The organism is Methanocorpusculum bavaricum DSM 4179 (genome assembly GCF_000430905.1).
Lineage (GTDB): Archaea > Halobacteriota > Methanomicrobia > Methanomicrobiales > Methanocorpusculaceae > Methanocorpusculum > Methanocorpusculum parvum.
In genome coordinates, this window is sequence record NZ_AUMX01000011.1 from 20,686 (window position 1) to 41,169 (window position 20,484).

Sequence of the window (20,484 nt, forward strand, 5' to 3'; positions counted from 1 at the left end):
AGAGCTGAGTTTCCCTTCGCTCTGTTTTTTTCAGCGCGTGATCCCGAGCTTTTTCATATCCTCCGGCACCGTCGTGTTCGGCTGCACGCCAAACTCCTTCACGAGCATGTTCAGCACATCAGGCGACAAACATGCCGGCAGATTCGGTCCGATCATAATGTTCTTGATGCCCAGAGCCAGCAGTACCAAAAACACCAGGATCGCCTTCTGCTCATACCACGCGATATTGAACGAAAGCGGCAGCTCACCCACTTCGACACCCAAAGCCTTCGCCAGCTCCTGAGCGATCACCACGAGCGAATACGAATCATTACACTGTCCGGCATCCAGCACCCGGGGGATCCCCTCGATATCGCCGAGACCAAGACGGTTATACCGGTACTTCGCGCACCCTGCCGTAAGAATGATCACATCCTTCGGCAAAGCCTTCGCAAACTCCGTGTAATATGAACGCTCCTTGTGCCGGCCGTCGCATCCCGCCATCACCACGAAGTGCTTGATCTTCCCCCGCTTCACCAGATCAAGAACCTTCGGGGCAAGAGCAAGTACCGCGTCATGACCTGCGCCGGTTACGAGATCCCCGCACTGCAGATCCTTTGGCGGATCACACTTCTTCGCACAGGCAATGATCGAAGAGAAATCCTTCGATCCGTCCGGTTTCTCCAGGATATGGACTGCGTTTGGAAAACCCACCGACCCGGTCGTATAGATCCTGCCTTTATACGTGTCCGGCGGCGGCACCAGACAGTTCGTCGTAAACAGGATCGGGCCGTTAAATGACGGGAACTCTGCCTTCTGGTTCGCCCAGGACGTCCCGTAGTTTCCGATCAGATGAGGGAACTTCTTAAAACACGGATGGGCGTGGGCGATAAGCATCTCGCCGTGTGTATAGACATCGACTCCTTTTCCTTCCGTCTGCCGAAGCAGCATATACAGATCCTTGAGATCGTGACCCGTCACGAGGATGCCGGGATTTTTCCCAACACCGCAGTTCACGTTCGTGATCTCTGTTACTCCGTAGCGTTTGTTTGCCGAATCAAGAAGTGCGAGTACCTGGGCGCCGACTTTCCCGGATTCCATGACGAGAGCCGCGCGTTCTCCAAACGAGTGCTTCTCAAAACGCGAAGCCAGACCCTTATAGATGAAGTTCACGATTGCCGGATCCGTTTTTCCTAGCACCTCGGCATGAGAATAATACGCGCACATCCCCTTCAGTGCAAACAGAAGCAGTGAAAAGAGCGAGCGTTCATTTGGATCCTCGATCGAAAGAAGTCCGATCCCGCCGTCAAGGATGATGATATCCTCACGGGATTTGGGCACCCATGAACACGCTTTGGGCTCTCCCGGGATCTGCGGGTAGGCGTCACGATACGCGATTGCCTTTTTCAGATATGCGTCGAACCGTGATTCATCAAAGTTGACGTTCGTTAAGGTAGCAAACAATGCTTCAACCACAAATGTATCCTGGGCTGAGGTGTTTGCCGGAATTTTTGCTCCCTTCGGCTGATGGATCCTTCGATACGCGATCCCGGAGAGAACAAAGTTCACGGCATCCTGATAGCATGCCGTATCATTACTTTTACCGCAGACGCCGCCGGCCGTACAGCCGAGGTTTCTGGCGGTTTCTTCGCACTGCTGACAAAACATTTTCAAGCCTTCCTTGTCTCGCGGGGGAAAGCCGAGAGATAATTGATAGATGTATCTTTGAGTATATATAGATTCGTATCTGCGCAAAAAAAGATGAATATTAGGAGTTATGTGGAAATTCAAGCTGAATTATAGTTGATTTTTCTCATCAGATCATTCTGAGCGCCGGTCCGATGCCCAAAATCTGGGAGCGTCAAAAAGCGGCGTGTCGAAAAGGTCCACCGGTCCGGTAAGCCTGCCATTCGCGAGCGAAAAGCCGAGTCCGACCACCGGGATGACCGTTGTTCGAACATTCGACGAATCACAGAGACTGACTGGGCATATCCCCTGCTGATTCAGACCGCGGTGTGCGAACCGTTCACAAAACTCGGCCGTGGACGGGAACTCACCCCCGGCACGTGTAAGAAACAAAACGCCGTCCGCGAGAGTATGCTGATTCGGGATCATCACTTCTCCCCAAGGCATCATCTCCGACCCGGAGAGGAACAGAAGAAGCGGCTCGTTATCCCGCTCCTCTATTATCATCCGGCAGACCGAGACCGGATCAGGACCGCAGAACAGATGACGTTTTTCTGCGATCTCCTCGGCCGCGGAGAAGACCGCGGCAATAAGCGTGTCCGGCTGGACATCCGGATCATGGACCGCGATCAGGACCAGACGGTCGGCCGTGTGCGTCACGAACGAGTCGGTCAAAATGCCGCCTTCCGCCTTTTTGAGCATCTTTGCCGCGGTCTGGAGGATGTCGGGAAAGACCCGGGTCGTCCCGCATACCCCGCCGACCGGTTTTGCAAAGACCGAGACCGCTGTTTTCATGCTCAGCGGATCGCCTCGATCTTTGCGATCATTCCTTTGCTGCCGACATAGACGGGAGTTCTCTGATGGACCTTTGTCGGCACGATGTCCAGAGTAGAACACTCGCCGTTCGAGACCGCTCCTCCTGCCTGATCCGCGAGGAAGCCGATCGGGTTGATCTCGAAGACCAGCCGCAGTTTTCCAGAGGCAGACTTCTTCGTCGCCGGATAGGCATACACGCCGCCGTACTCCAGGATCTGGTGGAAGTCGGCCACAAAAGAGCCGGAGTACCGGTTCTTTCCGCCTTCGCACTCGATCTCATTCATGTACCGGATGTGTTTCTCGGTCCACTCGGGCCGCAGACCGCCGCTCCCGCAGAGCGTTCCTTCCGGGATCTTCACATTCTCTTTTAGGAGAACGTAGGTCCCTTCCGCGTTCATGGCAAAGATCGAAACACCGTTTCCAAGCGAGATGGTCAAGGTGGTCATCGGGCCGTAGAGCATATAGAACGCGGCGCGAAGCTGATTTCCCGCCTGAAGAACGTCGCCTTCATAGATCCCGACGATCGTCCCGACGCTGAGGTTTACCTTGATAAGTGAAGAGCCGTCGAGGGGGTCCATCACGATGGAGTACTTCGCAGAAGAAGACATCTGCACGATATCCTCCTGTTCTTCGGAAGCAACGGCACGTACAAGCCCGCTCTTCTGCAGAACAGACGTGATCCGGGCATCGGCCCAGGTATCCATCTCAGCCTGATCCTCGCCGGAAGAGTTCGTGGAGCCCGCATAATTCTGGTTGCTGATAAACGCGGAACGGATCGGTCCTGCCTGATCCGCGATCAGCATGATTATTTTTCCCAGATCCTCAGGGGCATGTGAGGCGGAAAGATACTCCTGCAAGGTTTTCATAGTACCTATGATATGCGTTTTGGAGGCAAAAAAACGTATCCTGATGTGAAAGATTCGGACCGCGCCGTATCGTGTATCTGGTCATCTCATTTGTTCTTTCAGAGATGCGTATCGGAAGCGAAACCCTCTGAAACTCATGCGTGGAACGAACTGCTGCCGGCATGTTCTGAATAAAATTATTCAGGATGACGGGGGTAACGGTCGGAATCGATGGAATACAACACTCTTAGAAAAAGGAATGCGAGGGAAGGGATTCGAACCCTTGAACTCCTAGAGACAGGGTCCTAAACCCTGCGCCGTTAACCTGGCTTGGCAACCCTCGCAATTTTGACTGTAACATATTGACAGGAGAGGAAAAATAACCTTCGCATTAATCTATATGAATGAACAATAGTATTCCATGGTAGTTCAGCACACATGCGGCTTTAAACGCGAGATATTCTGTCGGGAGTGCGGCACCGAACTGACCCAGGACACGCGGGGAAAACTCTACTGTCCGCGGTGCGGCCGGCGGCTTGCGATCCTCTGCCCCCACTGCGGAAAACTCTGGTAGACCCGGCCCTTATACGGGTGTGCCCAGCCACTCCAGATACTTCTCCCGGATCATATCCACCTCTTCCCTTGTCAGGTCGAGCCGTCCGGTATGGGAAAGATACCGTTCCACCTCTTTTATGAGCACTTCAGCCTCGGAGAAAGCGTCCACTTCCAGATACACCGGCACGTTTCGAACCGAGATCACCTCCCCGCAGACCGGGCAGAGCTTCCACTTTCCGTAATAGTCGGTGTAGGTAAACTGATGACAGCCGGGGCAGCGGATCACCCGATAGGTACTCATATGGTAATTGATGATTGGCGCAGGGAGTGAAAAAGATTCCCCCGGCATCTAAACACGTGCTTTTATTAGCCGAGAGGTAAATATGAAGTGTCTATGTCAGTTCAAGTAACGGGAATTTCCGGGATCCCGCTCATTCAGAAAGGCGATGATCTCCCGGCAATAATCTGCAGAAATACCACCTTCGAAGACGGAGATATCCTCTGTATCGCATCAACGATCGTTTCGAAAGCAAAAGGGTATACCCGCGCTCTCGCCGATATCACGCCCTCGCCGGATGCGTTTCGGATCTCGGGACTCACGAAAGAAGACCCCCGGTTCATCCAGGCGATCCTGGATTCGTCCACCGAGATCATCCAGGAGTATCCGTTCATCCTCTCCGAAGTTCCCTGCGGCCATGTAGGCGTGCGCGCCGGCGTGGACAATAGTAATATAGAAGGCGAAAATATCATCATCCTCCCAAAAGATCCCTCTTCCGAGTGCAGAGAGATCCGGGAAGCCGTCAAAAAGATCACCGGAAAGGATGTCGGCGTCATCGTGACCGATACCTGCGGCAGGGCATTCCGCCGTGGTCAGTGCGGAAACGCGATCGGCTGGGCAGGCATGACCGCGATCCGGGACTTCCGCGGCGACCATGACCTCTTCGGTCTGGAACTCGAGATCACAGAAGAGGCAGTCGTCGATGAGATCGCGGCCTTCTCCAACTTCATTATGGGAGAGAGCAACAACGGGATCCCGGCCGTGAAGTTTTCCGGGTGCGGCACCTGGAAAGGCCATGACTCGCTCTACTTCACCAAAGAAGAAGACCTGATCCGAAAGGCTATGAAACGATAAATGGACGTGATTCTTGCAATGGACCTGATGGACGGGTATGTCGTCCACGGGAAAAGCGGCAACCGGGATCAGTACCGCCCCCTGACCTGGGGGCTTTCCCCTTCGGCCGAGCCTCTGTCGTATCTTTCGGTGATGAAGCCCAAATACGCATACGTGGCGGATCTTGACCGGATCGGACTGTGCGGCGATCACACCGAGACGATCCTGAAACTCGCGTCGGTCCCGGAGAAGCTCTGGGTCGACCGGGGCTGCAGTATCCCTGAGGAGTATCTCCCGGGCGTTGCCAACATCGTCGGGACGGAAACGGCCGATGCTCCTTTTGAAGAGTTCACCGGCGGGTATCTCAGCGTCGATGTAAAAGACGGAAAGGTCATCCCCGACGGGCTTGACCCGGTCGAGGTGATCCGCGATGCGGAAAAATACGCCTTTGACGGAATCATTCTCTTAAACATCTCCTCGGTCGGTACTGAATCCGGTATCGACCAGAATTTCGCAAAGCATATCCGGGCCGCAACGAAGAAACCGCTCCTCTACGGAGGGGGGGTGAATACGCTGGAAGATCTTCGCGTCCTCTGCGATGCGGGATATGACGGCGTGATCATCTCGACTGCTGTTCACAAAGGAAAGATCCCGCTGGAGATCATCCGGGAGGGAACATTTTGCTGATCACTCTTGAGGGGATCGACGGAGCAGGAAAGTCCACACTCTATGAAGGTCTCAAAACACGGCTCCAGGATCTCGAAGCGGTGTTCACCAAGGAGCCAGGCAGTCCGCTGGTGAACGCCGCGGTCCGCCGGGAGATCGAGGCAAACAAGGATCCGTTCGCCGAGGCGACACTGTTTGTCGCGGATCATGCCGCTCATCTGACCCAGACCGTGCTTCCGGCACTCGAAGCAAAAAAACTGGTTATCTCAGACCGGTATTCCGACAGCCGATTCGCCTACCAGCAGGTATCCCTTGCCGGCATCATTCCCGATCCGAAAGCATGGCTTACTGCAGTGCATGCGGGCTGGTCGGTCCGTCCCGACCTGACGATCCTTCTTTTGATAGCGCCCAAGACCGCGATGCAGCGTCTTGCCGGCAGACCTGGTAAGGAACACTTCGAGGATCCTGCATTTCTCGAAGAAGTTCAGAAACGGTATCTTGAACGGGCAGCCGAGGATCCGGGCCGATTTCTTCTTATCGACGCAGAGCAGGATCCGGCAACGATCCTCGACTTCGTCGAAAAGAGCATCCGGGACCGGATGTCCGTCTGATCTTTTTTTAATCCGAAAGCTGATATGAGTGCAGAGCATATGTTTCCCCACATGTCGGGTTTCTTCTCTGTATACGGAATCTCCACCGGGCTGCTTGTATCCGGTGACGATATACTTGACCGGGTCATCTCCGCCCTCAAAAACACCGAGGCAAAGACGATAGAAGACGGCGACATCCTTTTGTTTGCCGAGTCGCCGCTTTCCACGACCGAAGGTCGGAATGTCAGGCTCGATGACATCACCCCGTCCGCCGAGGCATACAGACTTTCAGAGAAGTATCATCTCGACCCCCGGGTTGCCGAGGTCGTTTTGATGGAGAGCGATACGATCGTCGGCGGCATTCCGGGATATCTGCTTGCCGGAAAATGGAATCTGATCCTCCCAAATGCCGGCGTGGACGAGTCGAACGCGCCAAACGGGTGGGTCACCCGTCTGCCGGCCGATCCGGAAGCCAGTGCCGGACGGCTGAGAAAAGGAATAATGGAGCGCACCGGAAAGGATGCCGCCGTCATCATCATAGACTCCCGGACCCATTCGATGCGTCTTGGGGTGTCGGGAGTCGCTATCGGCTGTTCGGGGATCCTGCCGATCACCGACGAACGGGGTAAACCAGACCTGTATGGAAACAAACTGCAGGTCACCCGGAGGGCGATAGCCGACTCTCTTGCTTCGACCGCCGAACTTCTTATGGGCGAGTCTTCAGAAGGGGTCCCGGTTGTGCTTGTACGCGGATACCCGTATGTCAGATGCGAAAATTGTAAAATCGAAACGATCTCCGCCGAAGAGGATCTCTTCCTCAGTCTCGGCAAATAATTTTTTAGAAAAAAAAGTTACTGGGCAGCCGGGACGCCGCCGCTGATGGCTTCCTGGATCTGCTTTTGGAGCTGGCCCGCTTTCGTGGTCATTGCCTTTTCCTGTTTGTCCAGTGAGCTGATGCGGAGTTCAAGGGAGTCGACCTTCTCTTCGAGTTCCGCTTTGACGGCCGGTTTTTGTTTCTGGATCAGAATCGAACCTACTGCCGAATACATTACTGCGTCTTCCGCTGCCGACTCGATCTCTTCAAGGGCGCGTTTCGTTTCACGCAGCGTCATCTCATACTGCATTTTCTGGGACGATACCTGCTGAAGCTGCTGCTGGATCTGCTGGAACATTCCAAGCTGCTGCTGGATCTGCGGCGGGATACCCGCCGCCTGCTGGGGTGCTGTCATTTTTTACAACTCCAATACTTCATGGGATACATTAACCAACCGCAGCCACATATTGAGGGATGCCCGAAGAGCTGCAGCATCTTCCGCCTCTACAGAGAGGAACACGGATGATTCGCTGCGGGTGAGCCGCACGTTGGATTTTTCTCCCGGATCACTTGCGATCTCCGGGGCGAGAACTTCATACAGTTTTTCTGCAAACCTGGTTTCAAAGACAAAACGGGCGGCGTGGTTCATACCATAACCTGCAGGACATACTGTCTTTTCTGTGTGCCGCAAAAAACGATAGGACCGTCAGCATTCTCATCATAGGTGATGGGAACATGCGGCGAGAGATAATCGAACAGCTCCTTTTCCCGGGTGAGAAATCCTTTGGTAAACGGACCGGTTCGTTCGGACTCTTTTACGTTGCTGATCAGCATGGAAAAAACCAGGGAATCATTCACCATCAAATCGAACACCGGACCCTGCCGTTTCGAGCCTGACAGGAAAATAACACGGGGGTCTTCTCCCCCTATATCATGTATGCCTGCTTTTCCCCGCTGGACAAACGGGAAGTCCAGAGCAAAAGCGATTTCTTTTGCCAGTTTCCGGACCTCCGGTGCTGGTTTGCGCGATGAAGTTACGATCGTCATCTGGCTTTCAGTTCTTTCGTGCCGGCACCGCGGGCCTTGAAAAGGATACGGTGACCGCAGTAGGGACAGCGGATGTTCGTACCGATTTCTACCAGCTGTTTACAGCGGGCGCACTTGTAAGCAACCATTGGGTTATACTCCTTTCGTCTCGATGGCGCGAAGAACAACCTTAAGGCCCGGGGTCTGCGGAACGTAGGCGCCGCCTGCGTATTTGTATCCGCATTTCTTGCACTCCCAGATACCGGTGCCGACACGCTTTACTGCGATCGTGTCGCACATCGGACACAGGTGTTTCGCGCGGGAAATCTTCTCGCTCTCATTGACCATCTTACGGCAGAAACGGCCGTATCTCGGACCAAAGCGGCCGGCACTGCCGGTTACGCGTCCTTTTGCAACATGTTTACTCTTGGATGCCATTTTTTATTCCTCCAGAAATATCTAGTAATATTCGTTCTCAGTTGTTTTAATAGTATGCGTTACTCAAGAATCTTCAGCTGTGCATCGCCTTTCGCTGCGGCATTTGCCAGATTGAAGAACTCCTCCTGCATGCCGGCAGGAATCGTTACGACGCAGATCCATGATCCGTCGCTTTGCCATTCGTTTTTATCCATGGTCACATAGGCCGCGCTCGAGATGGAAGCATAGGCTTTGGCCGCAAAGTCCATCGGGAACTTGGCGGCGATGCGCCGCTCCTCGAACCTTATCGGCAGGATCGGACGCAAAGCTTTGACGGTCTCCTTGACCAGATCATCTACAGATTTGAACGGATCGTAGTTTACCCTGACCTGTTCCAGAGCCATCTCGATCCGCATGACCGGGTGGGGAAGGCCGGTCTGCGGATTGACAGCGTTTCGTGCGATGAACGCGATCACGCGTCTGCGTTTTTCTTCGATCAGATGACGCCGCTGCTCGGTCGTGAGATGGATTTCACCTTTGAGAATGATGTGTTTGGCGACTTCCCGAAAATCAGTGGTCTTGAACACCTTCAGGATATCCTCATCCGGAGACTTGTCTCCGCGCGAGGCGTTCTCATACACATACATCGCTGCAACAACATCTTCAATGTCGAGATCCGCCCCGTGCCGCATTTTGTCGGCAAGTTCTGGATCGACCAACAGTTCAAACTTCAGTCCGTGTGTTTCCAGACGGGCGGTTACTGCATCATCAAGGGAAATCATAGATCAGCTCACTCCTTTTTCGCAGGAGTCGTCTTGGAAAATTTGGCAACAGCTGCCTTTACTTCATCTGCATTCAGTTTTCTGAACGAGAGTGTCGATATTTTTGCTCCGTTTGCGGTCTCAGTCTCCTTTTTGGAAGAGTGCTTCTTGGAATACTCACCGGCAATGCCGATCTCGACGGTGTTCATATCGAACTTGCCTTCAGTGGCGGTGTGCAAAGCCTTGAGGCCGAGCAGAACTGCTTCTTCGGCAGTACAAGTCTCTTTGTACTCCTGTTCAAAGAGTTTGATGACAGCCGGTCTGCCGATACCGATACCGGTTGCGGAGTATTCGAGAAGTGTTCCGGACGGGTCGGTCTCGAAGAGATGATACTTCTGCCCGGTCGGCGACGACTCGGCCCCGGCGATCAGAAGCGCCGTTCCGTAAGGCCGCGCCCCGCCGAACAGCGTGTAGCTCTGCATGTGATCGCAGAGTTTCTTTGCGAGAGTCTCCACATCGATCGGTTCGCCGTAACTGACCCGATTGATCTGGGATTCTATCCGTGCACGGTCAACGAGTATCCGTGCATCTCCGACGAGACCCGAGGAGGCGACGCCGATGTGTTCATCGATCCGGAAGATCTTCTCGATCGAGGAGGGCTCCAGGAGACGGGAGTTCACCCGTTTGTCAACGAGAAGTACAACTCCCGTCTTGCATTTTATGCCGACAGCGGTCGTTCCCCTTTTGACCGCTTCACGGGCATATTCTACCTGATACAGACGTCCATCGGGGGAAAACATCGTGATGGCACGATCGTATCCGCCCATTTGATATTGTTGTGGCTGCATTGTTACTCCTTAATTATATCATCTCTAGTTAGATATCTATGCCCATTCTCTTTTGAAAGATTATTAACCTTCTTACCTGCGCACAGATATCCCGGATACGCGGCATCATCTGCCGCCTCGTGAACCACCTTTTTTTTCAAAGAAAGGATGGTCCCGGAGGTTGCGACCGATCTGAATGCCGCCGGCTCACCGCAAACTTTCGTGACAACGGCCAAAGCGGCGATGAGGGACTTTTCATATCCGCAGGTACATCGGGCGATCGCATATTCACCTTCGGACCAGACGACAGCGGGATGCATTTTTGCCGCCCCCGCATCGCCGAAAAGTGCAGTTACCGATTCAGCCATGGATCGGTACACCTCCTTCTGGGTCGGATTCACGGGCGTGATGATCCGAAACAGGACGTAACGCCGGTTCTCACGAAGTGTCGGCGGAAGGACGCTCATGATCTCTCCTCCACGATCTCAACGGTCTTTTTCGGAGAAAGAATGCCATCGAGTGAGTCGAGAGCAGATCTGACTTCCTGTTCTGTCATCCCGAAGAGGTCGGCGAGTGCGATGATCTCGGTGATATTCCGCTGTCCGAGACACTCGGATGCGCCGCTTGCGATCAAAAGCGGGAAATGATACTTCCGCTGGAAAGCAAGTATCTCGTCATACCGGGAAAGAGCAGTCCGCCGTGTTTTCGGATCGATGATCCGTGAGAAGTCAAGAACGACGCCGGTGTTCTGCTGTGCCGCCATCTTCGAAACGATGTGATCGAATCCGCCTTTCGGAAGGTCAGAGATGCCGGTCAGAAGATGTACTCCTTTCGTGGTGACGGCCGTGCGGTTGAAACTGTTTTCTCCGACCTGCACGAAGACGACCGTGCCGGCAGAGGTCTTTTTGACCGCGTCGAAGAATGCCTTTCCGCTCAGTTTGCCGATCAGTCTGCCTTTCAGAATAGAAACGCCGGCATACTCGGAGATATCCTCGGCAGGATCGCAGGCGATGATCCGGGAAAAACCGCAGGATGCGGCGGTCAGGGCAAAACGACGAAGCGTTGTGTGTGATGAGTTATTCGCATACACGCATGCGTCTGTTATCATAATGAGAAAAAAATGAGAACAGGGTTATTTACCCTGGTTCCTGTGGGAAGTAATGCTGGGCCGGCACTTTTCAGTTCCGGTTCCGCGGTTGTGGAGTCCGCGTGCCTTTCTTCCGGCGGAAGTCTTACCACGGAACACACGTCCGCGGGTTTCGGCAACCCATGCGAGGTTCTTGTCGGCGAGAACAGACGGGCTGTTTCTGTCAACAAGGATGATCTCGTAATACTTGCTCTTTCCGTCCTGGCCTACCCAGTAGGAGTTCAGAACTTCCATGTTCGGGTAGCGGGTTGCGGCGCGCTCTTCTGCGATCGACTGCAGGTTCTTGCCCGGGGTTGCTTTGCGCATTCCCATACGGTTGGTTCTGCGTCCGCGGATATATCTCGATTTTCTGCGGCCACCGCGGCGGATGGATGCGCGAACAACGATGATGCCCTGCTTTGCTTTGTAGCCGAGCTCCCGCGCTCTGTCGATACGGGTCGGGCGCTCAAGCCTGACAACGGCGCCCTGACGGCGCCAGGTCTGCATTCTCTCCCAGAGGAGTTTCTTTACTCCGGACTCTGCGGGCTTTTTCCACGCGTCACGGACATATCCATACATTGATTTCGACATGTGTTGGTTTCACCTCAGGTTCAGCCGTATAGGCTACATTCCTGTGATATACAGACCGCACTGGATGCGGCTAGCTGTAAACTGTATATTATTGGGGCTATGTTGTATAAATACTCCGTGATGGCCGAAGGAGGCTTTACTCGGGCGTTCCCTTGATCTTCTCTATAACAGCGATACCGTCGATGCGGGTCACCGGATACTGGCCTGCCTCGTCCTTCTCCGCCGACTTGACCATGTCCCAGATCGTCAAAAGTGACAGGGAAACTCCAGTCAGCGCTTCCATTTCGATACCGGTCTTCCCGTAGGTTTTTACCCGGCAGAACGCCTCGATGTACTCGTCCGTCTGTTCAAACCAGATCGTCACCCCGCCAACCGGAAGGGGGTGGCACATCGGGATGAGTGCCCATGTCTGTTTTACCGCGAGCGTTCCCGCCACTTGGGCAGTTGCAAGCACATTTCCTTTAAGGACCCGGCCTTCGGCGATGGCCGCGAGCGTTTCAGGCCGCAGATAGATCCGTCCCTTTGCGGTAGCTTCACGTGAAACATCCGGCTTTGGCGTCACATCCACCATGTGGACTTCGTTATTTTCATTCAGGTGCGTAAAAACCGGCATCTTATTTCTCCTTATACACTATGTATGCAAGGTGCCTGAGTAAATCGCTTGCGATTAAACCGTCCCCGGTGTCTTCATCAGCCAGTTCCCCGGCCAATCCCGCGGCATACACCGCGGCGCAGGCGGCCTCAAAGGCATTCATTCGTGAAAGAAGTCCGCCGCATACGCCTGAGAGAACATCGCCGGTGCCCCCCGTGGTCATACCCGGGGCGCCGGACCGGTTGAACTTCACCCGGGCGCCGTCCGAGATCACATCGATCGCCCCTTTTAGAATGACTGTCCCGCCGGCACGTTTCGCCGCTTCCCGTACGACGACCCCCCTATCACTGAGCTTCTCCGGGACCGGACAGAAGACCCTGGCAAACTCGCCTGCATGCGGCGTGTAGATCGTCTGCTCCCGTGCTTTCGGCAGAGGATTTCGCAGGAGATCGGCGTCCACCACGGCACGTTTCGCGGCGGAGACCACCTGCGAAGCCACCTCGAGACTTTCCGGATCGGCACCAAGACCAGGGCCGGCGATCACCACATCCGCGTTCTCTGCTAATGCAAGCAGCCGGTCCAGATGCTCTTTGCCCACTTTGTTTCCCGGCAGTCTCTCAAGGATCAGATCCGGCATGAATCCGTCAACGGGAGCCGCTACGCGGACGACGTCCGCGCCTGATCTGAGGGCGGCGCAGCCAGCAAGGAACGGCGCACCCTGATACGGCCCTCCGCCGATCACGAGCACATAGCCCCCCCATCCCTTGTGCGCTCCGGACGGCTTTTTGGGGACTGAAAGAAGATCCCCTTTCCCGCAGAAAATCTCTGCGCCGAACGGGATCCCGATACTGTATGCCTCGGCGCCTTCGGTTTTTGCAAGATGAAATGCGATAACCCGGTCCGCCCTTGCCCCGGGCGTCGGCATATCACAGGCAAGGATCCGGCCTTTTGCCGCGTTCATCAGATCCACAAGGGAGGCATATGGTTCCCGAAGCGGCAGGGAGGCGCCTGTTCCCATGAGAGCATCCACGATCACATCGGCGGAAAAATCCTCAGCCGACCAGGTGGAAGAAAGTTCCGCCGGGCACCCTTCCAGTGCAAAAAACGCCGCCCCTGCCTCCGGCGTCTTCGGCTTTCCGGTGAAGACCACCATTACCGAATACTCCTTTGCGAGATGACGGGCGCACACAAATCCGTCTCCTCCGTTGTTTCCCGTTCCGCAGAGGATCAGAACGGATGCAGGAGATTCGGATCGGACGGCGGCGGCGAGTACGGATCCCGCGCTCTCCATGCGCTCGGCCGCGGAGATGCCGTAATCATCCGCGTTTTTATCAACGACACGCATCGTCTCCGGTGAAATAACGCCGGAGAGACCGAACTGAATCAGATCCCGCATATATGTTAGTGTGTGTCTGCACTGGTAATGATTTTTCCCCACATACATCCCAACAGATAAGGAATGGGATTCGTTGAAGATGTCAGCCGCGCCGCAAAGATAATTCTGGAAGCTGACGCCGCCACCCTCATCTCGCACATAGATGCCGACGGAATCTCCAGCGAAGCGATCATCTCGCAGGCCGTCACCCGGCTGGGGATCCCGGTAAACCCGGTCTTTGTCCGCCAGCTCGAGCCGATGACCATGAAGCATATCCCGGATGACGACACGCTGAAGATCTTCACCGATCTTGGCGGGGGTCAGCAGAATCTTCTGGAAGAAGCAGGCATCACGGCAGACAGTGTCCTCATCCTTGACCACCACATAAGTCAGCCGGCACCCGGCGGCACAGAATACTTTCAGGTGAACTCCCAGTTTTATGGGGAGGATTACGTAAAATGCAGCGCCGCAGGCATTGCTTATTTGGTCGCAAGAAAGCTCGACCCGGCAAATACTGATCTGGCAAAACTTTCCGTCGTTGGAAACGTCGGCGATATGATGGCGCGGGAAAATCACGGACTGGTTGGTGTTGCCAGATGGATAGCAGAGGACGGAGCTGACAGCGGGCATATCCGGATCAGGCGCGGGATAAACTGTTATGGCCTCTCAACAAGGCCGCTTCACATCTGTCTCTCGAATGCTGACGATCCGCAGATACCCGGCATCTCAGGAAAACCTGCAGAAGCAGCCGCGCTGCTCTGCCGGATCGGGATCTACCAGTCACCGTCTGACCAGAGGGTTTGGGAAGAACTCTCTTCCGAAGAGGAAAAAAGACTTGCCAGCGTTCTTGCAGAGCAGATCATTGCCAACGGCGAGTCATCAGACGGGTTTATTGCCGAACATTACTTCTTCCCTGATGAGATGGAAAAAACGCCGCTGAGGAATGCGTCTGAGTATGCCACGATGCTGAATGCCTGCGGCAGATGGGCCAAGCCGAAGATCGGCGAGGCTGTCTGTTTCGGCGACCGGGGGCAGAAGTACCGTGAGGCCGAGCATATGCTCAGACATCACCGATCCATCATCCGCGAACTCTGCGAGTACATCATCGAAACGGGCGTGGAAGATCTCGGATCGATCCAGGCGATCCATACCGGAGATAAGTATCCGGATACGATCGCCGGGATCGGGGCAGGCATGGCTCTCTCAAAACTCGACACCAATAAGCCGATCCTCGTAATGTGCAGCGTCTCTGACGAACCCGATCTCATCAAAGTCTCGATGCGGACCTATGAAAAAGTTCTGCGCCGCGGAGTCGATCTGCAGGAAGTTCTGGTCACGGCCGCCGTCGAATCAGGGGGAGCAGGCGGAGGGCATAATATTGCAGCCGGCGCATATATCCCCAAAGGATGCGAGCATGATTTCATCAGAAGAGTTAACGAGCTTGTCAAAGGGCAGTTTGCAGCGGGTCAGAAGGATCGCTGACTTCCAGTTCGGGCGGGGGGCAGGAGAAGCGCTCTTTCCCGACCAGGTCACGTTTTCATACTCGACCACAAAGCGGGTACGGTACGTGAGCCTGGCCAAAGAACGGCTGGTCACTGTCCGGGCGAATGACGGGCGGTTCACGCTCGGCTATCCCGGAGCACAGGCTCTGCATGCATTTCTGCCGGCTCCGGCAAACCGGGTCGTGATCATGGAAGAGGCGGTACCTTTCGTGGCCGACGGCAAAAATGCGATGGCAAAACACGTAATATCGAGTGATCCAAATATTCACGCAGAAGACGAAGTGTTTGTCGTCGATGAATCGGACAATCTGATCGCCACCGGGATGGCAGTACTCTCCGGAAGCGAAATGATCGGATTTAATTACGGAACAGCAGTAAAAGTTAGACAAGGAAGGAACAAAAAATGATGCCAGGAGTAAATCCCAAACAGATGAAAGCAGCGATGAAGAAGATGGGTATGAAGATGGACGAGATCGCCGATGTCTCGAAAGTTGTGGTCTACACAGCGTCCGGAAATTATGTCTTTCTGAATGCCGAGGTCGTCGGCATCACGATGCAGGGTCAGACCTCATATCAGCTTACGGGTGATGTTCACTTCGAAGAAGCCGCAGTCGAGATCCCTGAGTCGGATGTGGAGCTTGTGGCTTCACAAACTTCCGTCTCGCCGGACGCGGCCCGCGCCGCTCTCGTCGAGTGCAAAGGGGATATTGCCGAGGCAATTTTAAAACTGACCGCGGTATGATCGGATCAAACAGAGTCATCGTCCGCGGACACGGACGCGAGTATTATGTGAAGGCCGGCGAGGGAAAACTCTCGACGGATCTTGGCATGATCGATCTTGCGGAGGTCGCGGGACTGGAGGACGGAGCTGCCGTCCTGACCCATCTTGGAAAAACGTTCCACGTCTTCGTCCCGAAAGCAACGGACTTTTTCTCGCACGGAAAACGGACGGGAGCCCCCATGATGCCAAAAGACATCGGCATGGTCATGGCCTACACGGGAATGTGCCGGCGTGACCGCGTGCTGGATGCCGGAACCGGATCGGGGATCGCGGCCATCTTCTTCGGCGGATGCGCAGGCTCGGTAGTCACCTGCGAAGCACGGCCCGAGTTCTCCAAAATAGCGGAAGGAAACATCCGGGACGCCGGGCTCGACAACGTCGAGTGCCGGGCCTGTGATGTTCTGGAAGTCACGGACGGACCCTACGATATCATCCATCTGGATATGCAGATCCAGCCCGAACACGTCAGGCACGTATACCCGCTCCTGAAGATCGGCGGGTACTTCGCGACCTATACGCCGTTTCTGGAACAGACCTTCTGCGTGATGGATACTGCCCGGGAAATGTTCGGTGAGGAATCCGTCCTGACGTTTGAGTGCATGGAACGTGAACTCACCCGAAGTAAAAGGGGCACGAGACCGTCGACACGCGTCTCCCACACGGGATACCTGACGGTCTGCCGCAAACTCTGAACATACTTTTTTTTCCGCCCGACAGGATCGGGACGGCGAGCCTGATCCCAAACCCGGGGAATATCCATATCTTTGAAGAGCCCATACTTCTTGTATGAAATGCAGCAGGTGCAGCAGAGAAGCGGCCGTGATCCAGCCGTACTCGGGTCTCTCTCTTTGCGAATATCACGCTGCTGCCGACATAGCGGCAAAAGCCAAAAAAGAGATCCGGCATCAGGGAGGGTTTCCCTCAGGCACACGACTCTTTGTCGAAGAAGACAAAACGTTTCGCAGTTTTGCCCTGCGGATCTTTCTGGCGGAAATGCTTGCGGCCCGGACCGATCTGCTCTTTTTGAAAGAGCCAAAGGATGCCGACGTGATCCTCGAGCCGGCCACATTGGACGACGCGGCGCTCTATGTCCTGGAGTCCGTCTGCGCCGGGACCCAGGACAGGCTGGTCGGTTCCGACAAGGGGCGGCGGATCGCTCCCTTCTCGGTGATACCGGCCGGAGAGGTGTTCTGGTATGCACAGAGGCATGGATATCCGGGACCTGCGCCGGAGATCAGCGGGGACGTGGCGGAATTCCTGGATGGGTTTTCCACGGACCATCCGGGAACACGTTATGCGCTGAAAAATCTTCATGACGCATTAAAAAAGGTGGATGAATGACCGAAGTAACCTGCGATTGTATAGGATGCGAGATCGTAAAAATCAAAGATCTCATCAGACAGACAGTATGGGGAGCACATGCCCGCGGGATAGTTGTCGGTATTTCCGGCGGGATCGATTCGGCGGTCGCCTGCTCGCTCTGCTGCAAAGCGCTCGGACCTGAACGGGTCTTAGGCGTGAATATGCCGGTCTCGTCCAATGATCCGGCGGATCATGACGATGCGGAAGAACTGTGCCGGAGCATGGGCGTCGAGCTGATCACAGTCCCCTTAGAAGAAGTCAGATCAGCATTTCTTGCAGCCCCTCACATCACCGACACGCCGATTCTGCGGGGGAACATCGCGGCCCGTCTCAGAATGACCACATTATATAATATCGCCGCGGCACGCAGTCTCCTTGTCTGCGGAACATCAAACAAAACCGAGTATATGATCGGATACTCAACGAAGTGGGGAGACTCCGCAGCCGACATCCAGCCGCTCCTCCATCTCTGGAAAAAGGATGTGTTTCTTCTCGCAAAGGAGCTTGGTGTCCCTGATTCGATCATCAGCAAACCTCCCAGCGCAGGATTCTGGGAGGGGCAGAGTGACGAAGGGGAACTTGGCATGACCTATGCCGAACTGGATGCAGCGCTGATCTCTTTGGAAAGGAGCGGCGGCATCCCTGCGAATCCGATTGAGGAGAAGGTGCTTGGATTTGTCAAATATTCCATGCACAAACGTGTCCCGGCGGTAAATCTGCTCACCACCTGAAATGATACGGAGGAGAGAGCCGAGACATTGGAATTTATGAGAATGGAGAACCAATAGTAACTAATTATGGGTGAACTGATTCACACACATGCGGTGACCGAGATACGGCGTGTTCTCGAGACCGCCGGATATGACTGTGAGATTGAAGAGGGGCCGTTCAATCTCTCGGCGGTACGGGATACAAAATGCATCCTGGTCATGTCTTCTGACGACACGGGTCTTCTTCAGCGTTTCGACATGACCCCCTACACGATAACACTCAACGGAACCAAAGTCCGCTGCGACAAAATCATTTTTACCGGGAGTTCATACTTCCAGCCAAAGGAGTCGGACCTCTGGACGAGGGAGAAACTGCTCAAATACATTGGCGATGCGGCAGCTGCACGCATCTGGAGTATGCCGTTTGACCTCGTCGGGGGACCGAGTTATGCATACACGAATGTCGGGATCCGTCAGCCGCCGATCGGGTATGATCTTGTGCTTCCGCTGCGAATCTCCGGTCAGGAAGCGGCCCGTGTTGCCCGTCAGCAGGGAAATACGGTCCTGCGTATGATCCCTTACTGGTATTACCAGTATAAAAGCGGCGGAGAAGCGACCTATAAAGGAAAGAGTGTCTCTTTTGATGAAGAAGGGTCAGGATGGATCAATGCGATCAATGATCTGCCCGGCCAGTTTGGTGATGTCGTTCCGCAGGAGGCGGAGCTCCCGCAGGATGCCGAGGTCATGGCGCCGGTCACCAGCATGGACGATGCAAAAGAGCGGGTCAAAGCTGATCTGATCAAAAAGCTCACCAGAAGGGTCAGAATCAAAACAACCGCCGGCGATGCGATATTTGCCGAGGAGAAAGACTTCCGTCCAAGCGATGAGAACATCGAACTGATCTTCAAAAAAGTATACGTCCCGGTCTGGCAGGTCAGAGGAAAGAAAGACATAGTGGAAGTGAATGCATACTCAGGCGAGGAACTTACCCTTCCATCCGACGAAGGCTGCGAAGTGTTCTGAAATGATCTACGTTATCGGCGCAGGACCTGCCGGGAGGATGGCATCTCTCCGCCTCGCCGGAGCAGGAAAAGAAGTCACCCTTCTTGAAAGGAAGGCGATCGGCGGAACATGCATCCATGACGGATGCATGCTCGTCTGCGGGCTGAACGATGTCGCCCGCAGTATCAATACCCTATCTTTTTTGAAAAAATCAGGCGTCGTCGAGGGAAGTGCCTCAGTCCGGTTCCCGGAAGTTATCCAAAAACTTGAAGAGGTCCAGAAAAAACTGGAGTTCATCCTTGAGCGGGAGACAAAAGCGGCCGGGGTCGTGATCGAATACGGAGCCGAGGCAGAGATCAGGGACGGAAAATTGGTCGTGAACGGGGAGATGCGCGAAGCAGAAAACATCATCATCGCCGCCGGTTCCGGGATATATGTTCCAGAAATCCCGGGAAACGATCTTCCCGGAACCTACACGGCAAAAACGATCCGGACAATGCCTGTGCTTCCAAAAAGGCTCGCAATTATCGGCGGGGGGATCTCCGCCGCCGAGTTCGCCTACATCTTCAGAGCCTTCGGGTGTGAAGTTACCATCTTCTGCAGGAGTGTGTTCCTGCCGGTACTCTCCGAAGCAATGATGAAGGCAGTTCGCCGCGATCTTGCAGATGTCACTATCAAATACGGGACAATAGAGCAGATCACCGGCAAAGATCAGGTTGAAGGCGTCATCTTAAACGGTGAGAAGATGCCCTTCGATGCCGTTCTTTTCGCGACCGGGATGAGACCGGAGACCTCAATTTTCACCGGTATGGCGAAAAATCCTGACGGTTCGATCAAGGTAAACGAAAAAATGGAGACCTCTATCCAGGGCATATATGCCGCAGGCGATGTGACCGGCGCTCCGTATTTTACCCCGGTTGCCCGTCTCCAGGGTTTTGCGGCTGCGGATTCGATCCTCGGCCTTCCCCGCAGAGTGGACCTTGAGCAGTTCCCTTATACGATCGTTCTTGGGCTGGATTATACAGTATGCGTTCCGAAAAAAGACGCGGAAGGCGTAACATTTTCCTCACCCAACATCGCCGGACCCGAATCATTCTGGCATGTAGCGGACGGATCGGTCGGCTCGATGCATCTCACCGTATCAAAGGATGACGGGAAGATACTGGGATTTGCCACCTCAGCGCCCGGAACAAGCATCGTCGGGACCTATCTCGGGTATCTGGTACGCAAAGGCGTGACAGTCCATGAATTCTCTTCGATGCTGGAAGTCCACCCTACCCCGGACGGAATGTACTCAATGATCCGTCTCGCGGCAGACGCATTGGACAAAGAGTAGACGCCTTTATCACT

General features: G+C 54.6%; 29 protein-coding genes and 1 tRNA gene. 13 read left to right on the forward strand and 17 right to left on the reverse strand.

Annotated features, from left to right (window positions below):
- Positions 1–30: 30 nt before the first annotated feature.
- From hcp to H575_RS04740, 4 genes are all read right to left on the reverse strand, one after another.
- Complete coding sequence (gene hcp, locus H575_RS04725; protein ID WP_042698734.1) at positions 31–1,647, reverse strand: hydroxylamine reductase; 1,617 nt, start codon at positions 1,645–1,647, stop codon at positions 31–33.
- 153 nt (positions 1,648–1,800) lie between these two features.
- Entirely contained in the window at positions 1,801–2,460 is a 660-nt protein-coding gene (locus tag H575_RS04730) for a fructose 1,6-bisphosphatase (protein ID WP_042698736.1), read from the reverse strand.
- A 2-nt stretch (positions 2,461–2,462) separates the two neighbouring features.
- Positions 2,463–3,347, reverse strand: coding sequence for a class 1 fructose-bisphosphatase (locus H575_RS04735; RefSeq protein ID WP_042698739.1), 885 nt, complete (start codon positions 3,345–3,347; stop codon positions 2,463–2,465).
- A 239-nt stretch (positions 3,348–3,586) separates the two neighbouring features.
- Positions 3,587–3,670, reverse strand: a tRNA-Leu gene (locus H575_RS04740).
- Between the two features lie 77 nt (positions 3,671–3,747).
- Between H575_RS04740 and H575_RS04745 the strand changes: the two genes are divergently transcribed.
- Positions 3,748–3,900: a DNA helicase PriA gene (locus tag H575_RS04745; protein ID WP_042698742.1), complete on the forward strand. Its 153-nt coding sequence runs from the start codon at positions 3,748–3,750 to the stop codon at positions 3,898–3,900.
- A 9-nt stretch (positions 3,901–3,909) separates the two neighbouring features.
- Here the strand turns inward: H575_RS04745 and H575_RS04750 are convergent, their stop codons facing one another.
- Positions 3,910–4,182 (reverse strand): hypothetical protein, encoded by a 273-nt coding sequence (locus H575_RS04750; protein WP_042698901.1) that lies wholly within the window; start codon positions 4,180–4,182, stop codon positions 3,910–3,912.
- Positions 4,183–4,275: 93 nt separating this feature from the next.
- On the opposite strand from H575_RS04750, the gene H575_RS04755 reads away from it, so the two are divergent.
- Genes H575_RS04755 through cofE form a run of 4 tightly spaced genes read left to right on the forward strand, consistent with a single transcriptional unit; the run spans position 4,276 to position 7,082 of the window.
- Positions 4,276–5,013, forward strand: a complete 738-nt coding sequence (locus H575_RS04755; protein WP_042698745.1) for a coenzyme F420-0:L-glutamate ligase — start codon at positions 4,276–4,278, stop codon at positions 5,011–5,013.
- Complete coding sequence (locus H575_RS04760) at positions 5,014–5,679, forward strand: HisA/HisF-related TIM barrel protein (RefSeq protein WP_042698747.1); 666 nt, start codon at positions 5,014–5,016, stop codon at positions 5,677–5,679.
- Positions 5,673–6,269 carry a dTMP kinase gene (tmk, locus tag H575_RS04765; protein ID WP_042698750.1) on the forward strand — a complete coding sequence of 199 codons (597 nt, stop codon included), beginning with the start codon at positions 5,673–5,675 and terminating at the stop codon, positions 6,267–6,269. Before H575_RS04760 ends, tmk begins: the two co-directional genes overlap by 7 nt.
- Before the next feature lie 24 nt (positions 6,270–6,293).
- Positions 6,294–7,082: a coenzyme F420-0:L-glutamate ligase gene (gene cofE / locus H575_RS04770; RefSeq protein ID WP_245554494.1), complete on the forward strand. Its 789-nt coding sequence runs from the start codon at positions 6,294–6,296 to the stop codon at positions 7,080–7,082.
- Between the two features lie 17 nt (positions 7,083–7,099).
- On the opposite strand, the gene H575_RS04775 is transcribed toward cofE, so the two are convergent.
- The 12 genes from H575_RS04775 to H575_RS04830 form a co-directional block, all read right to left on the reverse strand.
- Positions 7,100–7,477 carry a prefoldin subunit beta gene (locus tag H575_RS04775; protein ID WP_042698756.1) on the reverse strand — a complete coding sequence of 126 codons (378 nt, stop codon included), beginning with the start codon at positions 7,475–7,477 and terminating at the stop codon, positions 7,100–7,102.
- 3 nt (positions 7,478–7,480) lie between these two features.
- Positions 7,481–7,711 (reverse strand): KEOPS complex subunit Pcc1, encoded by a 231-nt coding sequence (locus H575_RS04780; RefSeq protein WP_042698759.1) that lies wholly within the window; start codon positions 7,709–7,711, stop codon positions 7,481–7,483.
- Complete coding sequence (locus tag H575_RS04785; RefSeq protein ID WP_042698762.1) at positions 7,708–8,109, reverse strand: Brix domain-containing protein; 402 nt, start codon at positions 8,107–8,109, stop codon at positions 7,708–7,710. Before H575_RS04785 ends, H575_RS04780 begins: the two co-directional genes overlap by 4 nt.
- Entirely contained in the window at positions 8,106–8,237 is a 132-nt protein-coding gene (locus tag H575_RS04790) for a DNA-directed RNA polymerase subunit P (protein WP_011833307.1), read from the reverse strand. Before H575_RS04790 ends, H575_RS04785 begins: the two co-directional genes overlap by 4 nt.
- 4 nt (positions 8,238–8,241) lie before the next feature.
- Positions 8,242–8,526: a 50S ribosomal protein L37ae gene (locus tag H575_RS04795; protein WP_042698765.1), complete on the reverse strand. Its 285-nt coding sequence runs from the start codon at positions 8,524–8,526 to the stop codon at positions 8,242–8,244.
- Between the two features lie 59 nt (positions 8,527–8,585).
- Positions 8,586–9,287 carry a ribosome assembly factor SBDS gene (locus H575_RS04800; protein ID WP_042698768.1) on the reverse strand — a complete coding sequence of 234 codons (702 nt, stop codon included), beginning with the start codon at positions 9,285–9,287 and terminating at the stop codon, positions 8,586–8,588.
- Positions 9,288–9,295: 8 nt separating this feature from the next.
- A complete protein-coding gene (psmA, locus tag H575_RS04805) occupies positions 9,296–10,114 on the reverse strand; it encodes an archaeal proteasome endopeptidase complex subunit alpha (protein WP_042698771.1) in 819 nt (272 codons plus the stop codon).
- 2 nt (positions 10,115–10,116) lie between these two features.
- A complete protein-coding gene (locus tag H575_RS04810; RefSeq protein WP_052319965.1) occupies positions 10,117–10,560 on the reverse strand; it encodes an Rpp14/Pop5 family protein in 444 nt (147 codons plus the stop codon).
- Entirely contained in the window at positions 10,557–11,201 is a 645-nt protein-coding gene (locus H575_RS04815; RefSeq protein WP_042698774.1) for an RNase P subunit p30 family protein, read from the reverse strand. Before H575_RS04815 ends, H575_RS04810 begins: the two co-directional genes overlap by 4 nt.
- A 24-nt stretch (positions 11,202–11,225) precedes the next feature.
- Positions 11,226–11,810 (reverse strand): 50S ribosomal protein L15e, encoded by a 585-nt coding sequence (locus H575_RS04820; RefSeq protein ID WP_042698778.1) that lies wholly within the window; start codon positions 11,808–11,810, stop codon positions 11,226–11,228.
- A 136-nt stretch (positions 11,811–11,946) separates the two neighbouring features.
- Positions 11,947–12,423: a cyclic pyranopterin monophosphate synthase MoaC gene (gene moaC / locus H575_RS04825; protein WP_042698781.1), complete on the reverse strand. Its 477-nt coding sequence runs from the start codon at positions 12,421–12,423 to the stop codon at positions 11,947–11,949.
- Between the two features lies 1 nt (position 12,424).
- On the reverse strand, positions 12,425–13,798 hold the full coding sequence (locus tag H575_RS04830) for a bifunctional ADP-dependent NAD(P)H-hydrate dehydratase/NAD(P)H-hydrate epimerase (RefSeq protein WP_042698784.1): 1,374 nt from the start codon (positions 13,796–13,798) through the stop codon (positions 12,425–12,427).
- Positions 13,799–13,861: 63 nt separating this feature from the next.
- Here H575_RS04830 and H575_RS04835 point away from each other — a divergent pair, with 63 nt between their 5' ends.
- From H575_RS04835 to H575_RS04870, 8 genes are all read left to right on the forward strand, one after another.
- Complete coding sequence (locus tag H575_RS04835; protein WP_042698787.1) at positions 13,862–15,259, forward strand: single-stranded-DNA-specific exonuclease RecJ; 1,398 nt, start codon at positions 13,862–13,864, stop codon at positions 15,257–15,259.
- Complete coding sequence (locus H575_RS04840; protein ID WP_394296162.1) at positions 15,219–15,686, forward strand: PUA domain-containing protein; 468 nt, start codon at positions 15,219–15,221, stop codon at positions 15,684–15,686. Before H575_RS04835 ends, H575_RS04840 begins: the two co-directional genes overlap by 41 nt.
- Positions 15,683–16,021, forward strand: coding sequence for a nascent polypeptide-associated complex protein (locus tag H575_RS04845; protein WP_042698792.1), 339 nt, complete (start codon positions 15,683–15,685; stop codon positions 16,019–16,021). The genes H575_RS04840 and H575_RS04845 overlap by 4 nt, the downstream gene beginning before the upstream one ends.
- A complete protein-coding gene (locus tag H575_RS04850) occupies positions 16,018–16,752 on the forward strand; it encodes a protein-L-isoaspartate carboxylmethyltransferase (RefSeq protein WP_042698794.1) in 735 nt (244 codons plus the stop codon). Before H575_RS04845 ends, H575_RS04850 begins: the two co-directional genes overlap by 4 nt.
- A gap of 94 nt (positions 16,753–16,846) precedes the next feature.
- Positions 16,847–17,401 (forward strand): hypothetical protein, encoded by a 555-nt coding sequence (locus H575_RS04855; RefSeq protein ID WP_042698797.1) that lies wholly within the window; start codon positions 16,847–16,849, stop codon positions 17,399–17,401.
- A complete protein-coding gene (gene nadE, locus H575_RS04860) occupies positions 17,398–18,153 on the forward strand; it encodes an NAD(+) synthase (RefSeq protein WP_042698800.1) in 756 nt (251 codons plus the stop codon). Before H575_RS04855 ends, nadE begins: the two co-directional genes overlap by 4 nt.
- Before the next feature lie 66 nt (positions 18,154–18,219).
- Positions 18,220–19,155 (forward strand): hypothetical protein, encoded by a 936-nt coding sequence (locus H575_RS04865; RefSeq protein ID WP_042698804.1) that lies wholly within the window; start codon positions 18,220–18,222, stop codon positions 19,153–19,155.
- A 1-nt stretch (position 19,156) separates the two neighbouring features.
- The gene (locus H575_RS04870) at positions 19,157–20,470 is read left to right on the forward strand and encodes an FAD-dependent oxidoreductase (protein ID WP_042698808.1); all 1,314 of its coding nucleotides are present in this window, start codon (positions 19,157–19,159) and stop codon (positions 20,468–20,470) included.
- Positions 20,471–20,484: the final 14 nt, after the last annotated feature.

Excerpts from the sequence above, each read along its gene's own strand:
- H575_RS04820 (WP_042698778.1), bottom strand. The coding sequence starts at position 11,810 with ATGTCGAAATCAATGTATGGATATGTCCGTGACGCGTGGAAAAAGCCC.
- H575_RS04750 (WP_042698901.1), bottom strand. The coding sequence starts at position 4,182 with ATGAGTACCTATCGGGTGATCCGCTGCCCCGGCTGTCATCAGTTTACC.
- H575_RS04870 (WP_042698808.1), top strand. The coding sequence starts at position 19,157 with ATGATCTACGTTATCGGCGCAGGACCTGCCGGGAGGATGGCATCTCTC.
- H575_RS04730 (WP_042698736.1), bottom strand. The coding sequence starts at position 2,460 with ATGAAAACAGCGGTCTCGGTCTTTGCAAAACCGGTCGGCGGGGTATGC.
- H575_RS04815 (WP_042698774.1), bottom strand. The coding sequence starts at position 11,201 with ATGATAACAGACGCATGCGTGTATGCGAATAACTCATCACACACAACG.
- H575_RS04735 (WP_042698739.1), bottom strand. The coding sequence starts at position 3,347 with ATGAAAACCTTGCAGGAGTATCTTTCCGCCTCACATGCCCCTGAGGAT.
- H575_RS04810 (WP_052319965.1), bottom strand. The coding sequence starts at position 10,560 with ATGAGCGTCCTTCCGCCGACACTTCGTGAGAACCGGCGTTACGTCCTG.
- H575_RS04855 (WP_042698797.1), top strand. The coding sequence starts at position 16,847 with ATGAAATGCAGCAGGTGCAGCAGAGAAGCGGCCGTGATCCAGCCGTAC.
- H575_RS04775 (WP_042698756.1), bottom strand. The coding sequence starts at position 7,477 with ATGACAGCACCCCAGCAGGCGGCGGGTATCCCGCCGCAGATCCAGCAG.
- H575_RS04850 (WP_042698794.1), top strand. The coding sequence starts at position 16,018 with ATGATCGGATCAAACAGAGTCATCGTCCGCGGACACGGACGCGAGTAT.
- psmA (WP_042698771.1), bottom strand. The coding sequence starts at position 10,114 with ATGCAGCCACAACAATATCAAATGGGCGGATACGATCGTGCCATCACG.
- H575_RS04785 (WP_042698762.1), bottom strand. The coding sequence starts at position 8,109 with ATGACGATCGTAACTTCATCGCGCAAACCAGCACCGGAGGTCCGGAAA.
- cofE (WP_245554494.1), top strand. The coding sequence starts at position 6,294 with ATGAGTGCAGAGCATATGTTTCCCCACATGTCGGGTTTCTTCTCTGTA.
- moaC (WP_042698781.1), bottom strand. The coding sequence starts at position 12,423 with ATGCCGGTTTTTACGCACCTGAATGAAAATAACGAAGTCCACATGGTG.
- H575_RS04745 (WP_042698742.1), top strand. The coding sequence starts at position 3,748 with ATGGTAGTTCAGCACACATGCGGCTTTAAACGCGAGATATTCTGTCGG.
- H575_RS04795 (WP_042698765.1), bottom strand. The coding sequence starts at position 8,526 with ATGGCATCCAAGAGTAAACATGTTGCAAAAGGACGCGTAACCGGCAGT.
- H575_RS04790 (WP_011833307.1), bottom strand. The coding sequence starts at position 8,237 with ATGGTTGCTTACAAGTGCGCCCGCTGTAAACAGCTGGTAGAAATCGGT.
- H575_RS04755 (WP_042698745.1), top strand. The coding sequence starts at position 4,276 with ATGTCAGTTCAAGTAACGGGAATTTCCGGGATCCCGCTCATTCAGAAA.
- H575_RS04865 (WP_042698804.1), top strand. The coding sequence starts at position 18,220 with ATGGGTGAACTGATTCACACACATGCGGTGACCGAGATACGGCGTGTT.
- H575_RS04845 (WP_042698792.1), top strand. The coding sequence starts at position 15,683 with ATGATGCCAGGAGTAAATCCCAAACAGATGAAAGCAGCGATGAAGAAG.
- H575_RS04780 (WP_042698759.1), bottom strand. The coding sequence starts at position 7,711 with ATGAACCACGCCGCCCGTTTTGTCTTTGAAACCAGGTTTGCAGAAAAA.
- H575_RS04800 (WP_042698768.1), bottom strand. The coding sequence starts at position 9,287 with ATGATTTCCCTTGATGATGCAGTAACCGCCCGTCTGGAAACACACGGA.
- hcp (WP_042698734.1), bottom strand. The coding sequence starts at position 1,647 with ATGTTTTGTCAGCAGTGCGAAGAAACCGCCAGAAACCTCGGCTGTACG.
- H575_RS04835 (WP_042698787.1), top strand. The coding sequence starts at position 13,862 with ATGGGATTCGTTGAAGATGTCAGCCGCGCCGCAAAGATAATTCTGGAA.
- H575_RS04830 (WP_042698784.1), bottom strand. The coding sequence starts at position 13,798 with ATGCGGGATCTGATTCAGTTCGGTCTCTCCGGCGTTATTTCACCGGAG.
- nadE (WP_042698800.1), top strand. The coding sequence starts at position 17,398 with ATGACCGAAGTAACCTGCGATTGTATAGGATGCGAGATCGTAAAAATC.
- H575_RS04760 (WP_042698747.1), top strand. The coding sequence starts at position 5,014 with ATGGACGTGATTCTTGCAATGGACCTGATGGACGGGTATGTCGTCCAC.